Origin of the sequence: Corticibacter populi, from assembly GCF_004217315.1 — a bacterium.
GTDB lineage: Bacteria > Pseudomonadota > Gammaproteobacteria > Burkholderiales > Burkholderiaceae_C > Lampropedia > Lampropedia populi.
This window is the reverse complement of sequence record NZ_SGWR01000004.1, coordinates 189,515-206,477: the sequence shown is the minus strand read 5'-3', so window position 1 is coordinate 206,477 and position 16,963 is coordinate 189,515. Positions and strand designations below refer to the sequence as shown.

The window sequence follows — 16,963 nt, the reverse complement described above, 5'->3', positions numbered from 1 at the left end:
GTTGTCCCCGTCCGTCACTGCGCGGCCTGTGCCTGCGCCTGTGGGTGCTCCCACCAGGTCTGCAGAATCCAGTCGTAGGCGGCGTAGTAGCGCGGCAATTGCTGCGGCTGGGCCAGCCGGTGGTCGTAGGCGACGCGGTGGGTTGGCGCGCTGTGCTGTAGCACCACGGTGGATTCCGCGCGCAGCACCCGGTCCAGCGCCCGCGTGGCGGCTTGGCGCTGCGGCGCGGTGCCGGCGGCCAGAATCTGCTCGACCAGGGCATCCACCACGGGCGATGCGATGCCCGGCAGGTTCTGCGCGCCAGGGTTGTCCGCCGCCGCGCTGCTGAACTGGTTGCGCAACTCGGCACCGGGGATGAAAGTGCCTGCGGTATTCCACTCCAGCACGTCGAAATCGAAGCGTTGGCGCCGATGCTGCTGCACGATGTTGTCCATCTGCCGCTGCCGCACCACAAAACCCAGTTTGGCGATCGCGCGCATGTAGGCATCCAGGTAGACGATGGGCACGCGCGTGTTGATGAAGAACTCGATCTCGAACGGCTCGCCCTGCGCGTTGCGCAGCGCACCGTCGCGGTAGTGCCAGCCCGCTTCGTTGAGCAGCGCCTGCGCCTGCACCAACCGCTCGTGCAGATCCACCGGTGCCGTATCGGCGATCGGCTCAAACACCTCGACAGGCAACTGCGCGCGCCACGGCTCCAGCAGCGCCAGTTCCTGCGACGTCGGGGCGTCTGCGCCAGCGCCCCACTGCCCGCCGGGGAAATAGCTGTGCTGGCGCCGGTACAGGCCGTAATACACCATGCGGTTGAGCCAGTCGAAGTCGTAGGCCAGCGCCAGCGCCTGGCGCACGCGCCGGTCCTGAAACTTCGGCTTGCGCAGGTTGAAGGCGAAGGCCTTGATGCCGACGGGGTTGTGGTGCTCGAACTCGCGGCGCAGCAGTTGCCCGGCATCGACGCGGCGGCCGAAGTACATGCGCGCCCAGTAGGTTGACGGCCCGCCGACGTTAACGTCCACCTCGCCGGCCTTGACGGCTTCGAGCATGGTCACGTAATCCTTGTAGAGCTTGACCACCACGCGGTCGAAGTTGTAGGTGCCGCGGCGCACCGGCAACTGCGCACCCCAGTAATCCGCATTGCGTTGGTAGACCACGCGGCCACGGTCCTTGTCCGCGCTGGTCACCACATAAGGGCCGCTGGCAATCGGCGGCGTCAGCGCCACGTTGTCGCGCTCGAAAGCCGCCTCTCCCCATCGGCGCGAGAACACCGGCAGCGTGCCGGCGCGGTAGACCAGATCGACGCCCGGCCGGGTGAAATGCAGGCGCACCGTGCGCCGGTCGATCACCTCGGCATGGCTGATCTCGGCGAAATAGCTCTGGTACACCGGCGATGCCTGGGGTCCTTTGAGGGTTTCCAGCGCATAGCGCACGTCCTCGGCGGTGACCGCATCGCCATTGGAGAAACGCGCAGCCGCATGCAGGGTAAAGCGCACCGAACGCCCATCCGCGGCCGCCTGCACCGACTCGGCCAGCAAGCCGTAGGACACGTTGTGCTCATCGGCACTGGGCAGCAGCAAGGTCTCGAACACCAGGTTCAGCATGCCCGGCGCCGCCACGCCGCGCAGGCTGAACGGATTGAGCTTGTCGAAGTACGTCACCGCCGGATCGAGATTGGGCAACACCAGCGTGCCGCCTTTGGGCGCATCCGGGTTGACGTAGTCGAAATGGCTGAAATCGGCCGCGTACCGTGGCGCGCCCAGCAGCGCCAGCGCGTGCGATGGTCCGGCCGCATCGCTCGCAAGCTCTGCATGAGCCCATGGCAGCGCATGCAGCAAAAAACCCAGCCCAAAAAAACACACACGCTTGATCATGCTGGAAGCTGCCGTGATGACGCATCGAGAAACGCGGCGCCGCGCAGCGCCTGCTGCCCCAGCCGCAGATGGACTGCGCTTTCCTTCGGTCCATGCCCGCGACCCTGCAAGGCATTGCGGTGGTGCCGCACGATGTCCGCCGATGCCGTCAGCCCCTCGTGCCCGGCCAGTTCCAGCGCCAGGCCGGTCACGGCAATGGCCGTGTTGATGGCGCTGATGCGCGCCGCCGAGGCATCGCGGTCAATCTGCTCGTAGTCGTCCTGCGCGATGCCCGCCGATGCGTCGTAGGCCCGCGCCACGGACTGGAGCAGATGCCGCGCCGCCGCCAGGCTGGCCTCGATGCGGCCGATCTGCTCCTGGAACCTCGGCAGGGTCGCCACGGCCGCGCCCAGGCTGCCGGGGCTGAAGGCATTGGCAAAGGCCACGATGCTGTTGCGCGCCGCCTGCGCAACGCCCAGGTACACCGAGCCCACCAGCAGCAGATACCAGCCGCCGCCGCGCACCGGCGGCGCGGCGCTGCCGTCCGCCGCAACCGGCCTGGCAAAGAAATGGTCGTGGGGCAGGCGCACGTTGTCGAACACCACGTCATGGCTGCCGGTGCCGCGCAGGCCCAACGGGTTCCAGACATCGACGATGGAGACGCCCTCGGCGTCCAACGGAATCAGCGCATTGCCCGCGCGCGGCGGGGTTTCGTCCGTCACCAGCGCCACGTTCACCCAGCGCAGCAGGCGGCTGCCGGTCACGTATTTCTTGTGGCCGGAGATGCTCCAGCCATCGTCCGTGCGGCGCGCTACGGTTCGGCCCTCGGCAGCGGGGACGCCGGGAACGCCTGGGGCGGCGCCCGGCGGCCCGCCGTGGCTCAGCGAGCCGAAGCCCGCGTCCACCTTCGAGGCGTTGACGAGCGCCACGCCCCGCAAAGCGGCATCGGCCACCGTGCGCGCCAGATGTTCCGGCCAGCCGCCCTCGGCGCCCGCTGCAATCGCGCCGTGCTGGATGTAGTGCATCGCCAGCACCAGCGCGGTGGATGGCTCGCCCTCGGCAATCGTGCGCACCACCGCCTCCGACACGGCCAGCCCGGCGCCGTGGCCGCCCTGCTCCTTGCGGATGTTCAGCGCCAGCAGGCCCGCGTCGAACAGGGCCTGGAAGTGGGCAACCGGCAGTTGCCCGCTGCGGTCGATGGCGTCGGCCTGCCCGGCAAAGCGCCGCGCCAGTTCCCGGGCGCTGGCCAGCAGGGGCGCAAATTCATCGGTATTCGTCGTCATGTCTGTTGTTCTCTCAGCTTGCGGTTGCGGCCAGTGCCTGGCGGGCGTCCGCCAGGGGCCGGGGGTCCAGCCATTCGTTCACGTCCACCCGGGCGGGCACGAACTTCCAGCGCAGCAGAAAATCCGCGTAGTCCTGCAAGGCCGCCAGCGCCAGCGGCTCCAGGTGGGTGTCGATGCCCAGGCCGCCCTGCGCGGTCTCGTAGTGGTTCCAGATCCAGTATTCGCTGGCATGCACTTCCCGGGCAATCAGCGTGCGCGCCTCCTGCCGGTGCTCCCTGGCCCAGCGCTCGGCCTTCAGAATCTGCTGCACCAGCGTCACCACGGAGTCGTAATGCCTGTCCAGCAGGTGCTGGTCCACCGCCAGCGTCAGCGGGCTGTTGTTGTTGGCGCGCGCCAGCGGGTCGGGATGATCGGCCAGGTCGAACACCTGCGTCAGGCTGAATTCGCGCACCAGGTTCAGGCCCGAGCGGCCCAGCGAGGCCATGGCGTCGATCTTGCCGCGCAGCAGGTCCGGCACCAGTTTGGGCCGGTCCGGCAGTTCGCGCGGCTTGAAGGTCTCCGTGCCCTCGATGCGGCTGACTGCGTAGCTGGTGATGTTGGACGCCACGGGGTAGTCCACGATCTCCACGTCGCCCACCTCCAGCCCTTCCAGCCGCAAGGCCGACTCCAGCGTGCGCAGCGCCGACGCCCCGGCAAAATCGATGGACTGGTTGAACCAGCGCGGCAGGCCAAAGCGCCGGCCCTTCAAATCCCGGATACTTTTGATGCCGCTTTCCTCGCTGGCCAGCAGCAGCGGATGGTCGCCGTTGGTGGAGACGCCAATCAGCCGCGTCGGGCTGCCGCTGGCGCGCGCCCACACGGCCGGGCCGTTGCCGCCGTAACGCACCGAGTTTTGCAGGCTGTGGTCGAAGTGGGATTCGCGCACGCGCGGGTCGTCCGACTCCTTGATGGACTGCAAGCGCGTGCCCTGGCGGGCAAACGCCTCGTCGATGAAACCGGCCTGCTTGGCCAGACCGAATCCGGTGGGCACGCCGCAACGGGTGTACCACAATGCTTGCAATGGGTTTGTCATGAATCGCGGCTTTCGCTATGGCCTTGTCACTGCTCGAACTGCTCCAACCCGACGATCCCGACCTTGGTCAGGCCATGGCGCTGCACCGCGCCCATCACCGCCACCACCTGGCGGTAGACCGCCTGGCCGTCAGCGCGGATGTGCAGCTCCGGCGGCTGGCTCTGCGCCGCCGCGCCCTGCAGCCGTTGTTCGAGTTGCTCCAGGTCCACCGGCTGCTCGTCCCACTCGATGGCGCTGTCCTGCGTGATCGCTATGCGCACCACCTGCGGCTCCTCCTGCGGTGGCGGTGGCGTCTCGCTGGCCACCGGCAGGTTCAGGTCCACCGAGTGCAACTGCACGGGAATCGTGATGATCAACATGATCAACAGCACCAGCATCACGTCGATCAGCGGCGTGGTGTTGATGTCCATCATCACTTCAGGCTGCGCGGCTTTGTGGTTTCTCTTCAGGGCCATGGTGGCTGCTCACGGGTGGGCTGGCGGCTCGGTGATGAAGCTGAGCTTGCGGATGCCCGCACGCTGCGCGGCCAGCACCACCTGGCCGATCGGTGCGTAGCTGGCAGCTTCATCGCCGTGGATCTGGATGGGCGGCTGCGGCTCCTGCTGCGCGAGGCCTTTGAGCCGCTCCAGCAGGGCTTGCTGGCCAATCAAGCGGGCATCCCAGTAGACGTTGCCGTCTTTGGTCACCGAGAGGCTGATGGTCTCGGGCTGGGTGTCGTAGCGTTGCTGGTTCTGCACCGGCAGTGCCACCGGCACGGTCTGCGTGGCCACGGGGATGGTGATCAGAAAGATGATCAGCAGCACCAGCATGACGTCCACCAGCGGCGTGGTGTTGATGGCCGAGACCAGGTGGTCGCCGCTGTCCTGGCCGACGTTCATCGCCATCTCAGTGGCCCCCCGTCAAGGTGTTGGCGGCTTTGCCGCCCAGCAGCACGGTGTGCAGCTCGGTGCCAAAGCCCTTGACTTCGTCCAGCGCGGCCTTGTTGCGGCGGATCAGCCAGTTGTAGCCAAGCACGGCCGGTACGGCCACGGCCAGGCCGATGGCGGTCATGATCAGGGCTTCGCCGACCGGGCCGGCGACTTTGTCGATGCTGGCTTGCCCGGCGATGCCGATGGCCGTCAGCGCGTGGTAGATGCCCCAGACGGTGCCGAACAGGCCCACGAACGGGGCGGTGGAGCCGACGGTGGCCAGTACCGCCAGGCCGCCTTGCAGGCGCTCGCCAATGGCGTCGATGGCTTCACCGATGGATTGGCTCAGCCAGCTGTTGCGGTCCACTTCCTGGGTGAGGGCGCCGGCGTATTGCTGCTGGGCGATCAGGCCGGCGTCGGCTATGAAGCGGAATTCGCTGCTGCGCTTGAGCTGGCTGCTGGCCAGGGGCAGACCACTGTGCTCGGCCTGCTGCCAGAAGCTGCGCTTGAGATGGCGCGCCCTGGCCTGCAGGCGGCTTTGCTCGATCAGCTTGGCGAGGATGACGTACCAACTGGCGGCCGACATGAGCACCAGGATGAACAGGGTGATCTTGGCCACCAGGTCGCCTTGCTCCCAGATGGCTTTGAGGCCGTACGGGTTCTCGACTTCGATGCTCTGGGTGCTGCCTGGGGCGGCGGCTGGCGCCGCAGTGGCCGCTGTTGGCACGGCTGTGGCTGTAGCTGCGGGTGCGGATGCGCTCGTGCCTGTGGTCGCTGGCGTGGCTTCGGCGGTAGCGCCTGGCTCGGTGGGCGATGGCGCTGTGGCGCTCGCCTCCGGTGGCGGCGGTGGGGCTGGGTTGTCCTGGGCTTGTGCCAGCGGTGCGGCCAGCAGGCTGGCCAGCAGTGCGGCTGCCAGCAGGCGTTGCGGCAAGAGGGATGGGGTGGACGTGGAAGGTTTCATGGCATCAATGCAAGGGACGGATCAGCGGAGGTTGAATTCGAACGGCACGCGCACGCGCACGGGGCTGCCCTGGCCGTTGCACTTGAAGCGCTGCACGGCCTGCAGGACGACGTCGTCGAAGACGGCGTCGCTGCTGCTGGCGATGCGCACGTTCTGCAGCGCACCGCCTGGGCTGACGGTGAATTCGGCGACCACACGGCCTTCGATGCCGCGGCGCTCGGCGCGGCTGGGATACGGCACGCTGGAGCGCACGGCGACGTGGTTGGGGCAGGCCACGCCGATGGCCACTTGTGCGGGCGCAGCCGGTGGTGCCGGGGGCGCGGGCGGTGGTGGTGGCGGGGCTGCGGGCGCCGGGGCGGGCTCGGGCGCGGTGTTTTGCACGGCGGTGAGGGTGGGCGCGACGGGCGCGGCCACGGGCACTTCGGGCGGCGGCACGTAGGCGGGCTTGGGCGCCGGTGGGGGCGGTTTGGGCGGTGGGGGTGGCGCTGGCGGCGGTGGCTCAGGCGGTGGCGGGGGTGGCTCTGGCAGTGGTGGCGGCTCGATGACCACCGGCTCAGGCTCGGCCAGCAGCACCACTTCCAGTGGCTCGGCCGGGATGATCTGCTCGACCACCTTGCGGCCCAGGCCGCTGAGCACCGCCCACGCCAGACCGGCGTGCAACAGCAGCACGATCACGATGCCGGGTAGACGCTCGGTGAGCGTCTTTTGAGGTAATTTGCGGTTCATCACACCAAGTCCGTCTTTTTCTTTTCCAACAGCCAGACGCCCAACACCAGCAAGGCATAACCCACGGCCAGGCTGCCAATCAGCCTTCCCAAGGGCACCAGCCATGCCCACTGCGCAATGGCAAAAGCGCCGGCGGTTGGCGCGACCCGAAATACCAGGCCATACAACGCCATGACACGGCCGCGCAAGGGCGGCGCGCTGTGCAACTGGCACAGCGACTGCATGCAGATGTTGCAGGTCACATGGAACAGGCCCGCCAGAGCGATGACCGCCAGAATCACGGTCGACTCCCGGGCGGCCACGAACACCAGCAGCGCCAGCACGATGCCGAGGCTGGCCACGCACAGGGAGCGAAACAACTGCGCAGTGTCATGGGCGCGCAGCATCAGCACCGCACCGAGCACCGCACCCAGGCCCTTGGCCACCATCAATGCGGACAGCAGGCCCGGCCCGCCGTGGAAAACGTCGCCCACGAAGGCCGGCAGCAGTTCGCCGAAAGGCCGGGCCAGCAGCGAGAACAGCAGCGCCATCAGCAAGACCTGGCGGATGGGCCGCGTGCGCAGCGCATAGCCAAAGCCTTCCTGCATGTCCTGCCAGAAATTCAACGCGCGGGCGGGCGGGCGCTGGTCCAGCCAGGGGCGCAGCTTGCGCAACACCACGAACAGGCCCAGAAACGACACGGCGTTCAGCGCGAACACCAGTGCCACACTGTCCAGGTAATGCATGCACAGCCCCGCCAGCGCCGGGCCGATGCTGAGGGACAGCGCCATGCTGATGCCCGAGGTGGCGACCGCCCGCGACAGCCGCCCAGGCGCGCTGAGCATGCCCGGCGCCAGCATCTGCGCGGGCTGGCCCAAGCCGCGCAGGCTGGCATCGAGCAGCACGATGCCCCAGATCAGATAGAGGTTGCGCGCTTCCTGCACGGTCAGTGCGCACAGGACCAAGGCCAGCAGGCAGGAGCCGCCGCCGGTGCGCAGCAGCAAGCGATACGGCTGCGTGCGGTCGGTGACGGCCCCGGCCAGTGGTGCCACCCACAGGGTGGCCAGCAGATCCACCAGCACGAAGGCACCGACACCGGCGACCGACTGCGTCAAATCCCAGGCCAGCCAGCCGATCGCGGTGCGTTGCGCCGCTGCGCCAGCGGCAAAAACACCGCTGCCCACGCAAAAGGTGACAAAGCCATGCCGGGGAGCGACAACGGGCGCAGTGCCCGCCGCGTCAATGCCTGCCAGCGCCATCAAGCACCCCTCATGCTACAGCTGTCCCGCTCAGTTGAGCGGTCTGCGCCGCCGGTGCCGCAGGAACGGCAGGAGCGGCCGGAGGCCATTCCTTGCCCTGCTGTTTCAGCCCATACCGCACCAACGCTGCTTTCAGCAGGCTGGCATTGGGGCCGTGCGCCTTGGCCGAGAGAGCGTCGCGGTGGTGGCGCTCCAGCGCGTTGTTGCGCGACAAGCCCTGATTGCCCGCCAGCTCCAGCGCCAGTGCGGTGACCTGTGCGCTGTTGCGCAGCACCACCAGTCGGGCCACGTCGGCATCGCCGTTGAGACGCTCCTCGATCTGCTTGCGGTCTTCGCGCGCGACCAGTTCGTCATAGTCGCGCCCCAGGCCGAACAACAGGCGATGCGAGACGCGCTGCGCCGCCTCGATCTCGCCCAGCGCGTCCTGAAAGCGCGGCAGGCTGGCCAGCGGCGCGCCCAAACTGCCGGGGATGAAGCCGGTGGTGAAGTCGATGAAGGCATTGCGCGCGGCCTGCGCCACGCCGTGGTAGACCGCCGCGACCAGCGCCAGATACCACACCGCATCCAGCGGGCCATGCTGGCGCGGCGCACCCACCGGCACGGCGCCGAAGAAGTGCTCCAGCGGCAGCGGCACATTGTCGAAAATCACGTCCTGGCTGCTGGTGGCGCGCATGCCCAGCGTGTCCCAGGTGCGCTCGACGCGGATGCCCGGCGCATCGGCGGGCACGAGGAAGTAGCCGACGCGCGGCTGCGGCTCGTCGGTCACGCCGGCGACGCGAATCCAGCTCAGCGCATCAATGCCGGTCACGTATTTCTTGTGGCCACTCAGCAACCATTGCCCACCCTGCTGGCGCGCCACGGTCTCCGGCAACGCACCATGCGAGAGCGAGCCCTTGGTGGCATCCACATAGGCAGCGTTGATCAGCGCGCCGCGCTCCAGCGAGCTGCGAATCAGCACATCCGCCACCGCCGTGGGCCAGAAGCCCTGGTCGAAAGCGATCTGGCCGTGCTGGATGTAGTGCATGGCCAGGATCAGCGCTGTGGCAGGCTCGCCCTGCGCCACGGTGCTGACGGCATCGATGGCCGCTTCCAGCCCACCGCCCAGGCCACCCTGATCCTTGCGGATCACCAGCGAGAGCACGCCGGCAGCGTGCAACGCCTTGAAGTTGTCGACCGGCAGGCTCGCCTGCCGGTCGGCCTCGGCAGCACCCTTAGCAAAGGTGGCCGCCAGCACGCGGGTAGCGGCCAACGCGGTCTCGATCGTGGGGATGCTCTGGCTCATACCGTTCCTTGCACGATGTGGGAAGTGGACGTGGCGGCCGCGCGCCGTTTGGGCCAGATGGCCTGCGCATAGACGGCATGTGGGTCTGATGCGGCTTTTGCCGGGCCGGGGCCGGCGATGCGCTCGGCGTGGTGCGGCAGGTCTTCCAGAAACAGGCTGCGCGTGATGCCGCCGATGATGCGGTCCAACTCCGGCATGCTGGGCACGTCGCTGAGGTTCTTGCCGCTGCTCAGCGCCGCCGCCCAGTTGTAGCCATAGATGTGGCGCACCCAGGGGGTGGCGCCGGGCTGCTTTTCCAGGAACTCGAAGCCCTCGCCCAGATAGGGGAACAGCGCCGCCTGTGGGTACTCCTCGCCCGGAGGCGGTGTATAGCGGTCGCCCCACAACGCGATGTGCTCGGCAACGCCTTGCAGCTCTGGCCGGGCAGACAGGTCAACACGAAAGCCGGTGCCCGCGATCACGTAGTCGAAGGCGAATGCCTCGCCGTCAATCACCACCCGCACGGCACTCGCATCGGCGCTGGCGCTGTTCCACGGCGCGTTCAAGTGGATGTGGAAGTTGTCGAAAGCCGTGGCGCGCTGGATGGAATCCTCCGGCGTGGAGGCGGGCGCGCCCTTGCCCTTGAAGTGGTATTGCCAGCGCACGGCGTCCGGCAGCTTGTGGAAATGCGTGAACGCGCCCGGATAGTTGCGCCCCGGCGGCGCCTTGGGCGGAGCGGGCACGGCATCGGGCGGCTGGGGCGATGTTTCCCCTTTGGGGCTGTTGGGCTGGTGCGTGATGGCAGCACGCCGGCTGAACAAATGCACCGCGCCCGCGCCCTGCTCCAGCGCGACACCGGCCGCATCGAAGGCCGATGGCCCGGCTCCGACGATGGCCAGTCGCTTGCCCTTGAGCGCGGCGAAATCGATGGCTTCGCTGGTGTGCGCCCACAGATGCTTGGGCAGGCTGTGGAACAACGCTGGAATGTGGTTCTCGCCCGCACCGCCAAACCCGGTGGCCAGCACCAGCTTGCGCGTCACCACGGTGCGCGGTTCGCCCTGCTGCTGCAGGTGCAGGCGCAGCAAGCCATTGGTCGCCGCGTGCGCAACGGGCTCGATGCGCAGCAGGCGGGTCTCGTACTGCACCTCGACCTTCACGGTCTTTTGGTACCAGGCCAGGTAGGCGGCCCAGTCCTCGCGGCGAATACGTTGCAGCGCGTCGAACGCCTGCGCGCCGAACTGGGTCTCGAACCAGGCGCGAAAACTCAGGGCGGGGTTGCCGAACTCCGGCCCGGCCAGAAATTTGCTGGTGCGCAGCAGGTTCATTCGGGCGATGTTGGTCCAGATGCCCGCTTCGCCCGGCTGCGCCTGGTCGATCACCAGTGTGTTGTTGACGCCTTGACGGCGCAGGCCATAGGCAATCGCCACGCCGGTCTGGCCGCCACCGAGGATGACCACGTCATGGTCAACACCCGGCGTGGGCGGCACCCAGTTGGCCGGTTGTGGCGCGGACCAGCGAAAGGATTGTTCTACGTTGTGCTGGAGTTGTTGCAAGGCGGTCATACGGTGGTCGTCCTCTGTGCTGCTCTTTTGTTGGTCATTCGATGTTGGTGAAACCCTGGCGGGCGGCCACGATCTTGGTTTCCGGGTGCACCGAGGTGCTGTAGGGCTGCACGCGCTCGGTCCAGGTGGTGCCCGGTTTGCCGATTTCCCGCCAGTAGGCCAGCAGTTCCTCGTCGAACGCGGCGAGGATTTCCGGCGTCAGCGCCTCGGGGTCGTAGCGCTCGTCGTGGCGGTAGGTGGACAGCGGCAGGCGCGGTTTGCGCACCAGCTTTTCGGGGCGGTTGACGGCGCCGATGGAAATGCCGACGACCGGATAGGTCCACTTCGGCAGGCCCAGCAGATCGATGATGGGCTGCGGGTCGTGGCGGATGGCACCAATCGCCACCGCGCCCAGCCCGAACGAGCGCGCCGCCGCGCTCAGCGTGCCCAGAGTGATGCCCGCATCCACGGCCCCCACCGTCCAGCCTTCCAGACTCTCCTGCACATGCTGCTCGCGCCCGCCCGCCTGCACGGCGACCGAGGTCTTGTGGAAATCGACCGCGATCAGGATGAACACGGGGGCTTTGGACGCCGGATGCAGGCGTGGCACGACGGGCGCGGCATCGGCAGGCAGGCCCAGGCGCTCGCGGGCTTCCTGCTGGTCCTTGGCGATGCCTTCGGCAATCGCTTGCCAGAGCCTGCCGAGGGTGTCGGGGTTGCGCACCACGACCAGCGAAATCTGCTGCCCGTGGCGGTGCGTGGGCGTACGGCGGCCGGATTCGACGATGGCGTCCAGCACCTCGTCGGCAATCGGTTCGCCGGTGAAGTCCCGCTCGCTCAGGTGGGAATGGAAGATGCGTATGGTTTCGTTGGGCATGGGATTGGGTTCGTTGGGATGATGGTCAGGGGTTGGCCGCCGCAAGACGCTCGCGTGCCTGCTCCAGCGGGCGCGGGTCGGCCCAGGCGGCCACGTCCACGCGGGTGCCGATGAAGCCGCGCTGCAGCAGGAAATCGGCAAAATCCTGCACGGCGGCCAATGACTCGGCCGCCAGACTCGTGCTGAGTTGCAAACCCTCGTCGCCATAGCTCTTCCAGATCCAGTATTCGCTCGTGTTCACCTCGCGCGCGGCAATCTGACGCAGCTCCAGCGGGTGCGCGCGGCCCCACTGCTCGGCGCGCAGAATCTGCTCGACCAGGCTGGCAGCCGTCTGCGGATGCGCGTCCAGCAGGTGCGCATCCACCGTCAGCAGCAGCGGGTTGTCGTTGTGTGACCAATGCGGCGCAGGCACCGGCTGGCTGCCAATGTCGGCTAGATGTGTCAGTTGCAGCGCCTCGGCCAGCGAAGCGGCATGCGCGCCATGCAGGTAGATCGCATCCACCTCACCGCGGATCAGCGCCAGCAACTCGCCATTTCTGCCTGGCAACTTGCGCGGCCCGAACGCCTGCGTGCCGGGAACGCGGTGCACGGCTTCGTCAGCAAAGCGCGCGCCCACCGGGTAGTCCACCAGTTCCACGTCGTCCAGCGCCAGCCCATGCAGGCGCAGCGCGTTCTCCAGGTTGCGCAGCGTGGTGGCGCGGATGAAGTCGATCGGCTGGTTGTGCCAGCGTGCCACGCCAAAGCGCCGCCCCTTGAGCTCGGCCACGGAGCGCAGCGGCGACTCGGGCGCCGCCACGATCAATTGGCTGGCGCGCGTGACGGCCAGGCCGATCAGCCGCGTCTCACGCCCGGTGGAGCGCGCCCAGATGGCCGGACTGGCGCCGCCGTAGCGCACCGAATTGGGCAGCGAATGGTCGAAATGCGAGGCCCGCACCGCCGGATCGGGCGACTCCTTGAGCGACTGGATGCGCGTGCCGTCCTGCGCCAGCCGCTGCGCAATCCAGTCATGGTGCATGGCCACGCCAAAGCTGGTGGGCACGCCGCAGCGGGTGTACCAGAGGGTGTCGAGCGCCGTCATTGGTCGGCCTTCGCGGGCAAGGGTTCGATCACCAGCGCATTGGCAGGCCCCTGCGGAAGCAGCAGGCGGCCGCGCGTCAGGTCGAAGTTGAGGTCGGTCACATGGCTGTCGATGCCCGGATGGGTATCCACCTTGCCGCCCGGCCAGAGCACGTTGAGCTTGCCACCGCCGGACGCCAGAATCCGCCCGTCCGGCGTCTTGCCCACGCCATCGAAGCCGCGCGCCGGGAAGTAGCGCACGCTGATTTTCTTGCCGGACGGGTCCAGCTCATAGACATGGCTGGCCGAGCTCGATCCCACCAGCAAATTGCCCGACTCCAGCAGGCGGATGCCATTGGGCTGCGCCAGTTCGGGCGAGCGCGCGAACACGCTGACCTTGCGGTCCGGCCCGATGCGGTAGATCGCATCCTGGCCGGTGGGGCTCCAGGTCGATTGGTCATGGTGCCTGCGCGCGCCGGGTGCCAGTGGCTGCGTCGCATCGTCCGTCGTCAGGGTCAACTGCCAGGCGCTGTCGGTCACCAGCACGTCGCCGGACGGCAGGGCCGCCAGGCTGTTGAGGAAATACGATCTGGGAATCTTCACTTCACCGACCGGTGCGCCGCTGTCCAGGTCGAACAGGCGCACCACATTGCCCTCGGCATCCCCGTGGTCGGCGACGTACAGGACGTTCCCGACAATCGCCAGCCCCTTGGGCGCATGCAGCGTGATGCCATCCCGCTGGCCGTCGATCCATTTCAGGTCGATGACTCTGCCTTCCGGCGAGATTCTCGAAATGAAACCGTTGTCATCGACGTCGATGGCGCGGCCATTGACGTTGGAGACCAGATACACATCGCGCTGCGCATCGTGGATGACGGACTCGGGGAAGGCAAAACCCACGTCTTCGAGCACGATGCGCTGGTCGGCCGTTGCCAGCAAAGGAAGCGCAGCCAGCAACCATGCAAATAGCTTCTTGCCCTTCATTGCGCCCCTCCTTGCGACGGGATTGGCGCCACGACCAACTTATGGGCGTAGATCAGCGGCAACAGAATGCGATTGCGCTTGCGGTCGAAGCTGAAATCGGCCACGTGCGTGTTGAGGTCGAACACGGGAATGGCGCGGCCGTCCTCTTCGATCCGGTAAACGCCCTTGTCGTGCGAGACCAACACGGCACCGTCGGGCGCTACGCCAATGCCATCGAAAAAGCCCAGATGCGGCAAGGTGCGCACATTGGTCTGCCGGCCATCGGGCGTGAGCTCATAGAAGATGCCGCCCGTGCTGCTGACCACCAGCGCGTTGCCGTTTGGCAGCGTCGTGATGCCATTCGGATGGCGCAGGTCGGGGCTGGCGATGAAGGGAGTCACCGCCAAATCCTTGCCAATGCGGTAGACCGCATCCCCCCCCGTTGGCAACCACAAATGGCCATCCCATTGCCGCCAGGTACCCGCCACGCCCCTGTTGCGCAGCTCTTCCTCGCTGCCCAGCAGCGCCCACTTCCAGGCGCTGTTCGTGCCCAACAGTTCACCATTGGGCAGAACTGCCAGACTATTCGAGCCGATGCCAGGCGGATGGACCGCAACACCCAGTGCCTGGCCGGTATCCACATTGAACAGGCGCACCACCCGGCGGCCATCTTCGCGGCGGTCCGATACGTAGAGCACGTCGCCGGCAACAGCCAAGCCCGAAGGATGCTGAACATCCCTGATCCATTTCAGCTCCAGCACCTTGCCGTCTTCCGGGGAAATGCGGGATATGAAGCCCTTGCCTGCCGGGTCAGGCTCGGAGCCGTTGATGTTCGATACCAGGTAGACGTCGTTCTTCGGGTCGTGCACGACGGATTCCGGCTTGAAGAAGCCGACGTTCTCGACCACGAAATCGATCGATGCCGATGCGTGCGCCCACGAGACCGACAGAAACGCCAGCCACAGGCCATAAATGAACTTTCTCATAGGTGTGCTCCTTGTATGGCGCGGCATCAGAAGTCGTAGCGCAGGCCGACGATGAAGGTGCGCGGAATGTCATAGGCGGCCGACTCGATGCCGTACAGCGGCGTGTAGGTTTTGAGCAGAATCTGGTCGCGGTCGAACAAGTTGCGCACACGCAGGGTCGCCGTCCACTTGCCGCCAGGCAGGCGGTAGTTCGCGCCGATATCCACATTCGTGCGGCTGGGCACTTCCTGGCCATTGGTGTTGGCCGCGTCGATTTCCTGCTCTGAGATGTACTGGACCGACCCGAACAGATCGAGCTCGCCGCCATTGGCGAACGGCAGCGTGTAGCTCAGCCCCGTGGACAGCGTGTACTTGGGCGCAAACGGCAGCTTGTTGCCGGTGTAGTCGCCAGCGGCGCTGCCGGAAGGGTTCAGGAAGTCCTTGAACTCAGACTCCAGATAGGCCAGGTTGAAATTCCAGTTGAGCGCGCGCGTGAGGCGGGCGCGCACTTCCAGCTCGGCGCCATAAGTCACCGCCTTGCCCGCATTGGTGAGTACCGAACCCTGGTACTGCACGCCATTGAGTACGGGATTGCCGATGGTGGACAGGTAATCCTTGTACTCGTTGTAGAACAGGGTGCCGTTGACCTGCAAGCGGCGGTCGAAGCTGCTGGTCTTGATGCCCAGCTCATAGGCGTTGACCTTTTCCGGGTCGGCGGCCACCACGGCCACCTGCTGCGTGGACGCGCTGCGGTTGTAGCCACCGAACTTGGCCCCCTCGGTATAGCTGCCATAGGCATACACATCGGGTGTCCACTGGTAGCCCAGCGTGAGCCGGGGCGTCACGCCGCTGGAGCGTTTTTTCAGGCCGCTCACGCCCACCGACTGGGCAACCACCTGCCGGTCGGCATCCAGCGTATAGGACGCGCCGTCGTACTCCTGTTCGCTACGCCAATAGCGCGCACCCGCGGTCAGCGTCAGCCGGTCAGTGAGGCGATAGTCGAACTGGCCATAGGCGGCGATGTCATCGGTGTCGAAAATCGTCACGCGCCTGGCGCGGTTGATGTTGACGCCATCGGCGCTGGTCTGGCTGAAGACGTCATTCTCGAAATATTCCCTGGTGAAGTTCAGGCCCGCCGTGTAGGAAAGCCGCTCACCCCAGTCCCCGACCAGTTGCACGTCCTGGTAGAAAATCCGCTGATGCCAGATGTTTTCGTTATCTTGGCTGATGCGCGGCAGACCACCATGCTCCATCGGACTAGGATCGTGATTCCAGTAGCGCCAGCCCGTCGTGGAGCGTACGATCGCTCCCCCGTTCAACTCCTTGCTCACCCGCAGATTCAAACCTCCCCGCCTGAGCTTGCCGTTCAGGTCCTTTAAGGAATAGCTGTCGCGTACATTGCTGCTGTTGCCATAGTTTTGCGGACTCTTGGTGCCGTTGTCGGACTCATCCAACAATGCATCCGCGGCCAGCACAGCATCCCATCCACCACCTGGCGTCAAGCGCAACTTGGCACGCCCCAGTGTCGCATCCTGCGTGTAGATGTCTTCGCCCGTCGTCAGGTTCTTGCCATAGCCATCGTGCTGCTTGTGCGAAAACGCCAAACTGCCTGCAAGCACACCTTCTTTTAGCGGGCCAGAGAAGTAGCCCCGTGTCTCAAACGCCGAGTAATTCCCCAACCCGGCGGAAATCCAGCCAATCTTCTCGTCATTGGGATCCCGGGAAATGATGCGCACCGCGCCGGCAGACGCGTTCTGTCCATAAAGCGTTCCTTGCGGTCCCTTCAATACCTCGATGCGTTCGATGTCCGGCAGATCCCACTGACCAGCAGCGCCGCCACGGATCAGCGGCACATCATCCACATACACGCTGACTGCCGACGTGTAGCCCATGTTCGTCGTGCCGACGCCGCGGATGATGATGTTCGACTGCTGGTTCGCTGCGCCCTTGTAGAAAGTCACGCCCGCGACGCTCTTTTCGATGTCGAACAGGTGCTGGAACTGGGTCTTGTCCAGCTCGTCCGCACCGATGACGCCAATCGTCAGCGGCGTCTTCTGCACCACCGTCTCGCGCCGCTCAGCCGTGATCTTCACCGCCTCCAGCTCCAGCGCCTCATCGTTGTCGGCCTGCGCCTGCGCCAGCGCAATCGCAGGAAATGCCAGCAACATCGCCTGCGCGAACAGGTTTAGCCGCAAGGGCTGCCGGCCTTGGAAATATTGGTTCATTTGGTTTCCCGGACAAAGGTAAAAAGAAATATTCAAATGTCAGGCG

General features: G+C 66.4%; 15 protein-coding genes. All 15 read right to left on the bottom strand.

The window, feature by feature from the left end:
- Positions 1-14: 14 nt before the first annotated feature.
- The 15 genes from EV687_RS15025 to EV687_RS14955 are packed head-to-tail and all read right to left on the bottom strand — an operon-like array spanning position 15 to position 16,917.
- Positions 15-1,862: an extracellular solute-binding protein gene (locus EV687_RS15025; protein ID WP_242612668.1), complete on the bottom strand. Its 1,848-nt coding sequence runs from the start codon at positions 1,860-1,862 to the stop codon at positions 15-17.
- A complete protein-coding gene (locus tag EV687_RS15020) occupies positions 1,859-3,124 on the bottom strand; it encodes an acyl-CoA dehydrogenase family protein (RefSeq protein ID WP_122229513.1) in 1,266 nt (421 codons plus the stop codon). Before EV687_RS15020 ends, EV687_RS15025 begins: the two co-directional genes overlap by 4 nt.
- A 13-nt stretch (positions 3,125-3,137) precedes the next feature.
- Positions 3,138-4,196: an ABC transporter substrate-binding protein gene (locus tag EV687_RS15015; protein WP_122229514.1), complete on the bottom strand. Its 1,059-nt coding sequence runs from the start codon at positions 4,194-4,196 to the stop codon at positions 3,138-3,140.
- Positions 4,197-4,222: 26 nt separating this feature from the next.
- Complete coding sequence (locus tag EV687_RS15010) at positions 4,223-4,651, bottom strand: ExbD/TolR family protein (RefSeq protein WP_122229516.1); 429 nt, start codon at positions 4,649-4,651, stop codon at positions 4,223-4,225.
- Positions 4,652-4,660: 9 nt separating this feature from the next.
- Positions 4,661-5,080: an ExbD/TolR family protein gene (locus EV687_RS15005; protein WP_122229518.1), complete on the bottom strand. Its 420-nt coding sequence runs from the start codon at positions 5,078-5,080 to the stop codon at positions 4,661-4,663.
- A gap of 1 nt (position 5,081) precedes the next feature.
- Entirely contained in the window at positions 5,082-6,065 is a 984-nt protein-coding gene (locus EV687_RS15000; RefSeq protein WP_122229520.1) for a MotA/TolQ/ExbB proton channel family protein, read from the bottom strand.
- A gap of 21 nt (positions 6,066-6,086) precedes the next feature.
- Complete coding sequence (locus tag EV687_RS14995) at positions 6,087-6,791, bottom strand: energy transducer TonB (protein WP_122229522.1); 705 nt, start codon at positions 6,789-6,791, stop codon at positions 6,087-6,089.
- Entirely contained in the window at positions 6,791-8,029 is a 1,239-nt protein-coding gene (locus EV687_RS14990; protein ID WP_122229524.1) for an MFS transporter, read from the bottom strand. Before EV687_RS14990 ends, EV687_RS14995 begins: the two co-directional genes overlap by 1 nt.
- A 10-nt stretch (positions 8,030-8,039) precedes the next feature.
- Positions 8,040-9,311 carry an acyl-CoA dehydrogenase family protein gene (locus tag EV687_RS14985; protein WP_122229526.1) on the bottom strand — a complete coding sequence of 424 codons (1,272 nt, stop codon included), beginning with the start codon at positions 9,309-9,311 and terminating at the stop codon, positions 8,040-8,042.
- On the bottom strand, positions 9,308-10,852 hold the full coding sequence (locus tag EV687_RS14980; protein ID WP_122229528.1) for a SidA/IucD/PvdA family monooxygenase: 1,545 nt from the start codon (positions 10,850-10,852) through the stop codon (positions 9,308-9,310). Before EV687_RS14980 ends, EV687_RS14985 begins: the two co-directional genes overlap by 4 nt.
- 34 nt (positions 10,853-10,886) lie before the next feature.
- Positions 10,887-11,708, bottom strand: a complete 822-nt coding sequence (locus EV687_RS14975) for a nitroreductase family protein (protein ID WP_122229530.1) — start codon at positions 11,706-11,708, stop codon at positions 10,887-10,889.
- 25 nt (positions 11,709-11,733) lie between these two features.
- Complete coding sequence (locus tag EV687_RS14970; RefSeq protein WP_122229531.1) at positions 11,734-12,786, bottom strand: ABC transporter substrate-binding protein; 1,053 nt, start codon at positions 12,784-12,786, stop codon at positions 11,734-11,736.
- Positions 12,783-13,748 (bottom strand): SMP-30/gluconolactonase/LRE family protein, encoded by a 966-nt coding sequence (locus tag EV687_RS14965; RefSeq protein WP_122229533.1) that lies wholly within the window; start codon positions 13,746-13,748, stop codon positions 12,783-12,785. The genes EV687_RS14970 and EV687_RS14965 overlap by 4 nt, the downstream gene beginning before the upstream one ends.
- Positions 13,745-14,713 carry an SMP-30/gluconolactonase/LRE family protein gene (locus EV687_RS14960; protein WP_122229535.1) on the bottom strand — a complete coding sequence of 323 codons (969 nt, stop codon included), beginning with the start codon at positions 14,711-14,713 and terminating at the stop codon, positions 13,745-13,747. The genes EV687_RS14965 and EV687_RS14960 overlap by 4 nt, the downstream gene beginning before the upstream one ends.
- A gap of 26 nt (positions 14,714-14,739) precedes the next feature.
- The gene (locus EV687_RS14955) at positions 14,740-16,917 is read right to left on the bottom strand and encodes a TonB-dependent receptor (RefSeq protein WP_122229537.1); all 2,178 of its coding nucleotides are present in this window, start codon (positions 16,915-16,917) and stop codon (positions 14,740-14,742) included.
- Between the last annotated feature and the right edge of the window lie 46 nt (positions 16,918-16,963).

What these genes read in the sequence shown, in the direction of transcription:
- EV687_RS15025 (WP_242612668.1), bottom strand. Translation starts at nt 1,862, where the DNA reads ATGATCAAGCGTGTGTGTTTTTTTGGGCTGGGTTTTTTGCTGCATGCG.
- EV687_RS15020 (WP_122229513.1), bottom strand. Translation starts at nt 3,124, where the DNA reads ATGACGACGAATACCGATGAATTTGCGCCCCTGCTGGCCAGCGCCCGG.
- EV687_RS15015 (WP_122229514.1), bottom strand. Translation starts at nt 4,196, where the DNA reads ATGACAAACCCATTGCAAGCATTGTGGTACACCCGTTGCGGCGTGCCC.
- EV687_RS15010 (WP_122229516.1), bottom strand. Translation starts at nt 4,651, where the DNA reads ATGGCCCTGAAGAGAAACCACAAAGCCGCGCAGCCTGAAGTGATGATG.
- EV687_RS15005 (WP_122229518.1), bottom strand. Translation starts at nt 5,080, where the DNA reads ATGGCGATGAACGTCGGCCAGGACAGCGGCGACCACCTGGTCTCGGCC.
- EV687_RS15000 (WP_122229520.1), bottom strand. Translation starts at nt 6,065, where the DNA reads ATGAAACCTTCCACGTCCACCCCATCCCTCTTGCCGCAACGCCTGCTG.
- EV687_RS14995 (WP_122229522.1), bottom strand. Translation starts at nt 6,791, where the DNA reads ATGAACCGCAAATTACCTCAAAAGACGCTCACCGAGCGTCTACCCGGC.
- EV687_RS14990 (WP_122229524.1), bottom strand. Translation starts at nt 8,029, where the DNA reads ATGGCGCTGGCAGGCATTGACGCGGCGGGCACTGCGCCCGTTGTCGCT.
- EV687_RS14985 (WP_122229526.1), bottom strand. Translation starts at nt 9,311, where the DNA reads ATGAGCCAGAGCATCCCCACGATCGAGACCGCGTTGGCCGCTACCCGC.
- EV687_RS14980 (WP_122229528.1), bottom strand. Translation starts at nt 10,852, where the DNA reads ATGACCGCCTTGCAACAACTCCAGCACAACGTAGAACAATCCTTTCGC.
- EV687_RS14975 (WP_122229530.1), bottom strand. Translation starts at nt 11,708, where the DNA reads ATGCCCAACGAAACCATACGCATCTTCCATTCCCACCTGAGCGAGCGG.
- EV687_RS14970 (WP_122229531.1), bottom strand. Translation starts at nt 12,786, where the DNA reads ATGACGGCGCTCGACACCCTCTGGTACACCCGCTGCGGCGTGCCCACC.
- EV687_RS14965 (WP_122229533.1), bottom strand. Translation starts at nt 13,748, where the DNA reads ATGAAGGGCAAGAAGCTATTTGCATGGTTGCTGGCTGCGCTTCCTTTG.
- EV687_RS14960 (WP_122229535.1), bottom strand. Translation starts at nt 14,713, where the DNA reads ATGAGAAAGTTCATTTATGGCCTGTGGCTGGCGTTTCTGTCGGTCTCG.
- EV687_RS14955 (WP_122229537.1), bottom strand. Translation starts at nt 16,917, where the DNA reads ATGAACCAATATTTCCAAGGCCGGCAGCCCTTGCGGCTAAACCTGTTC.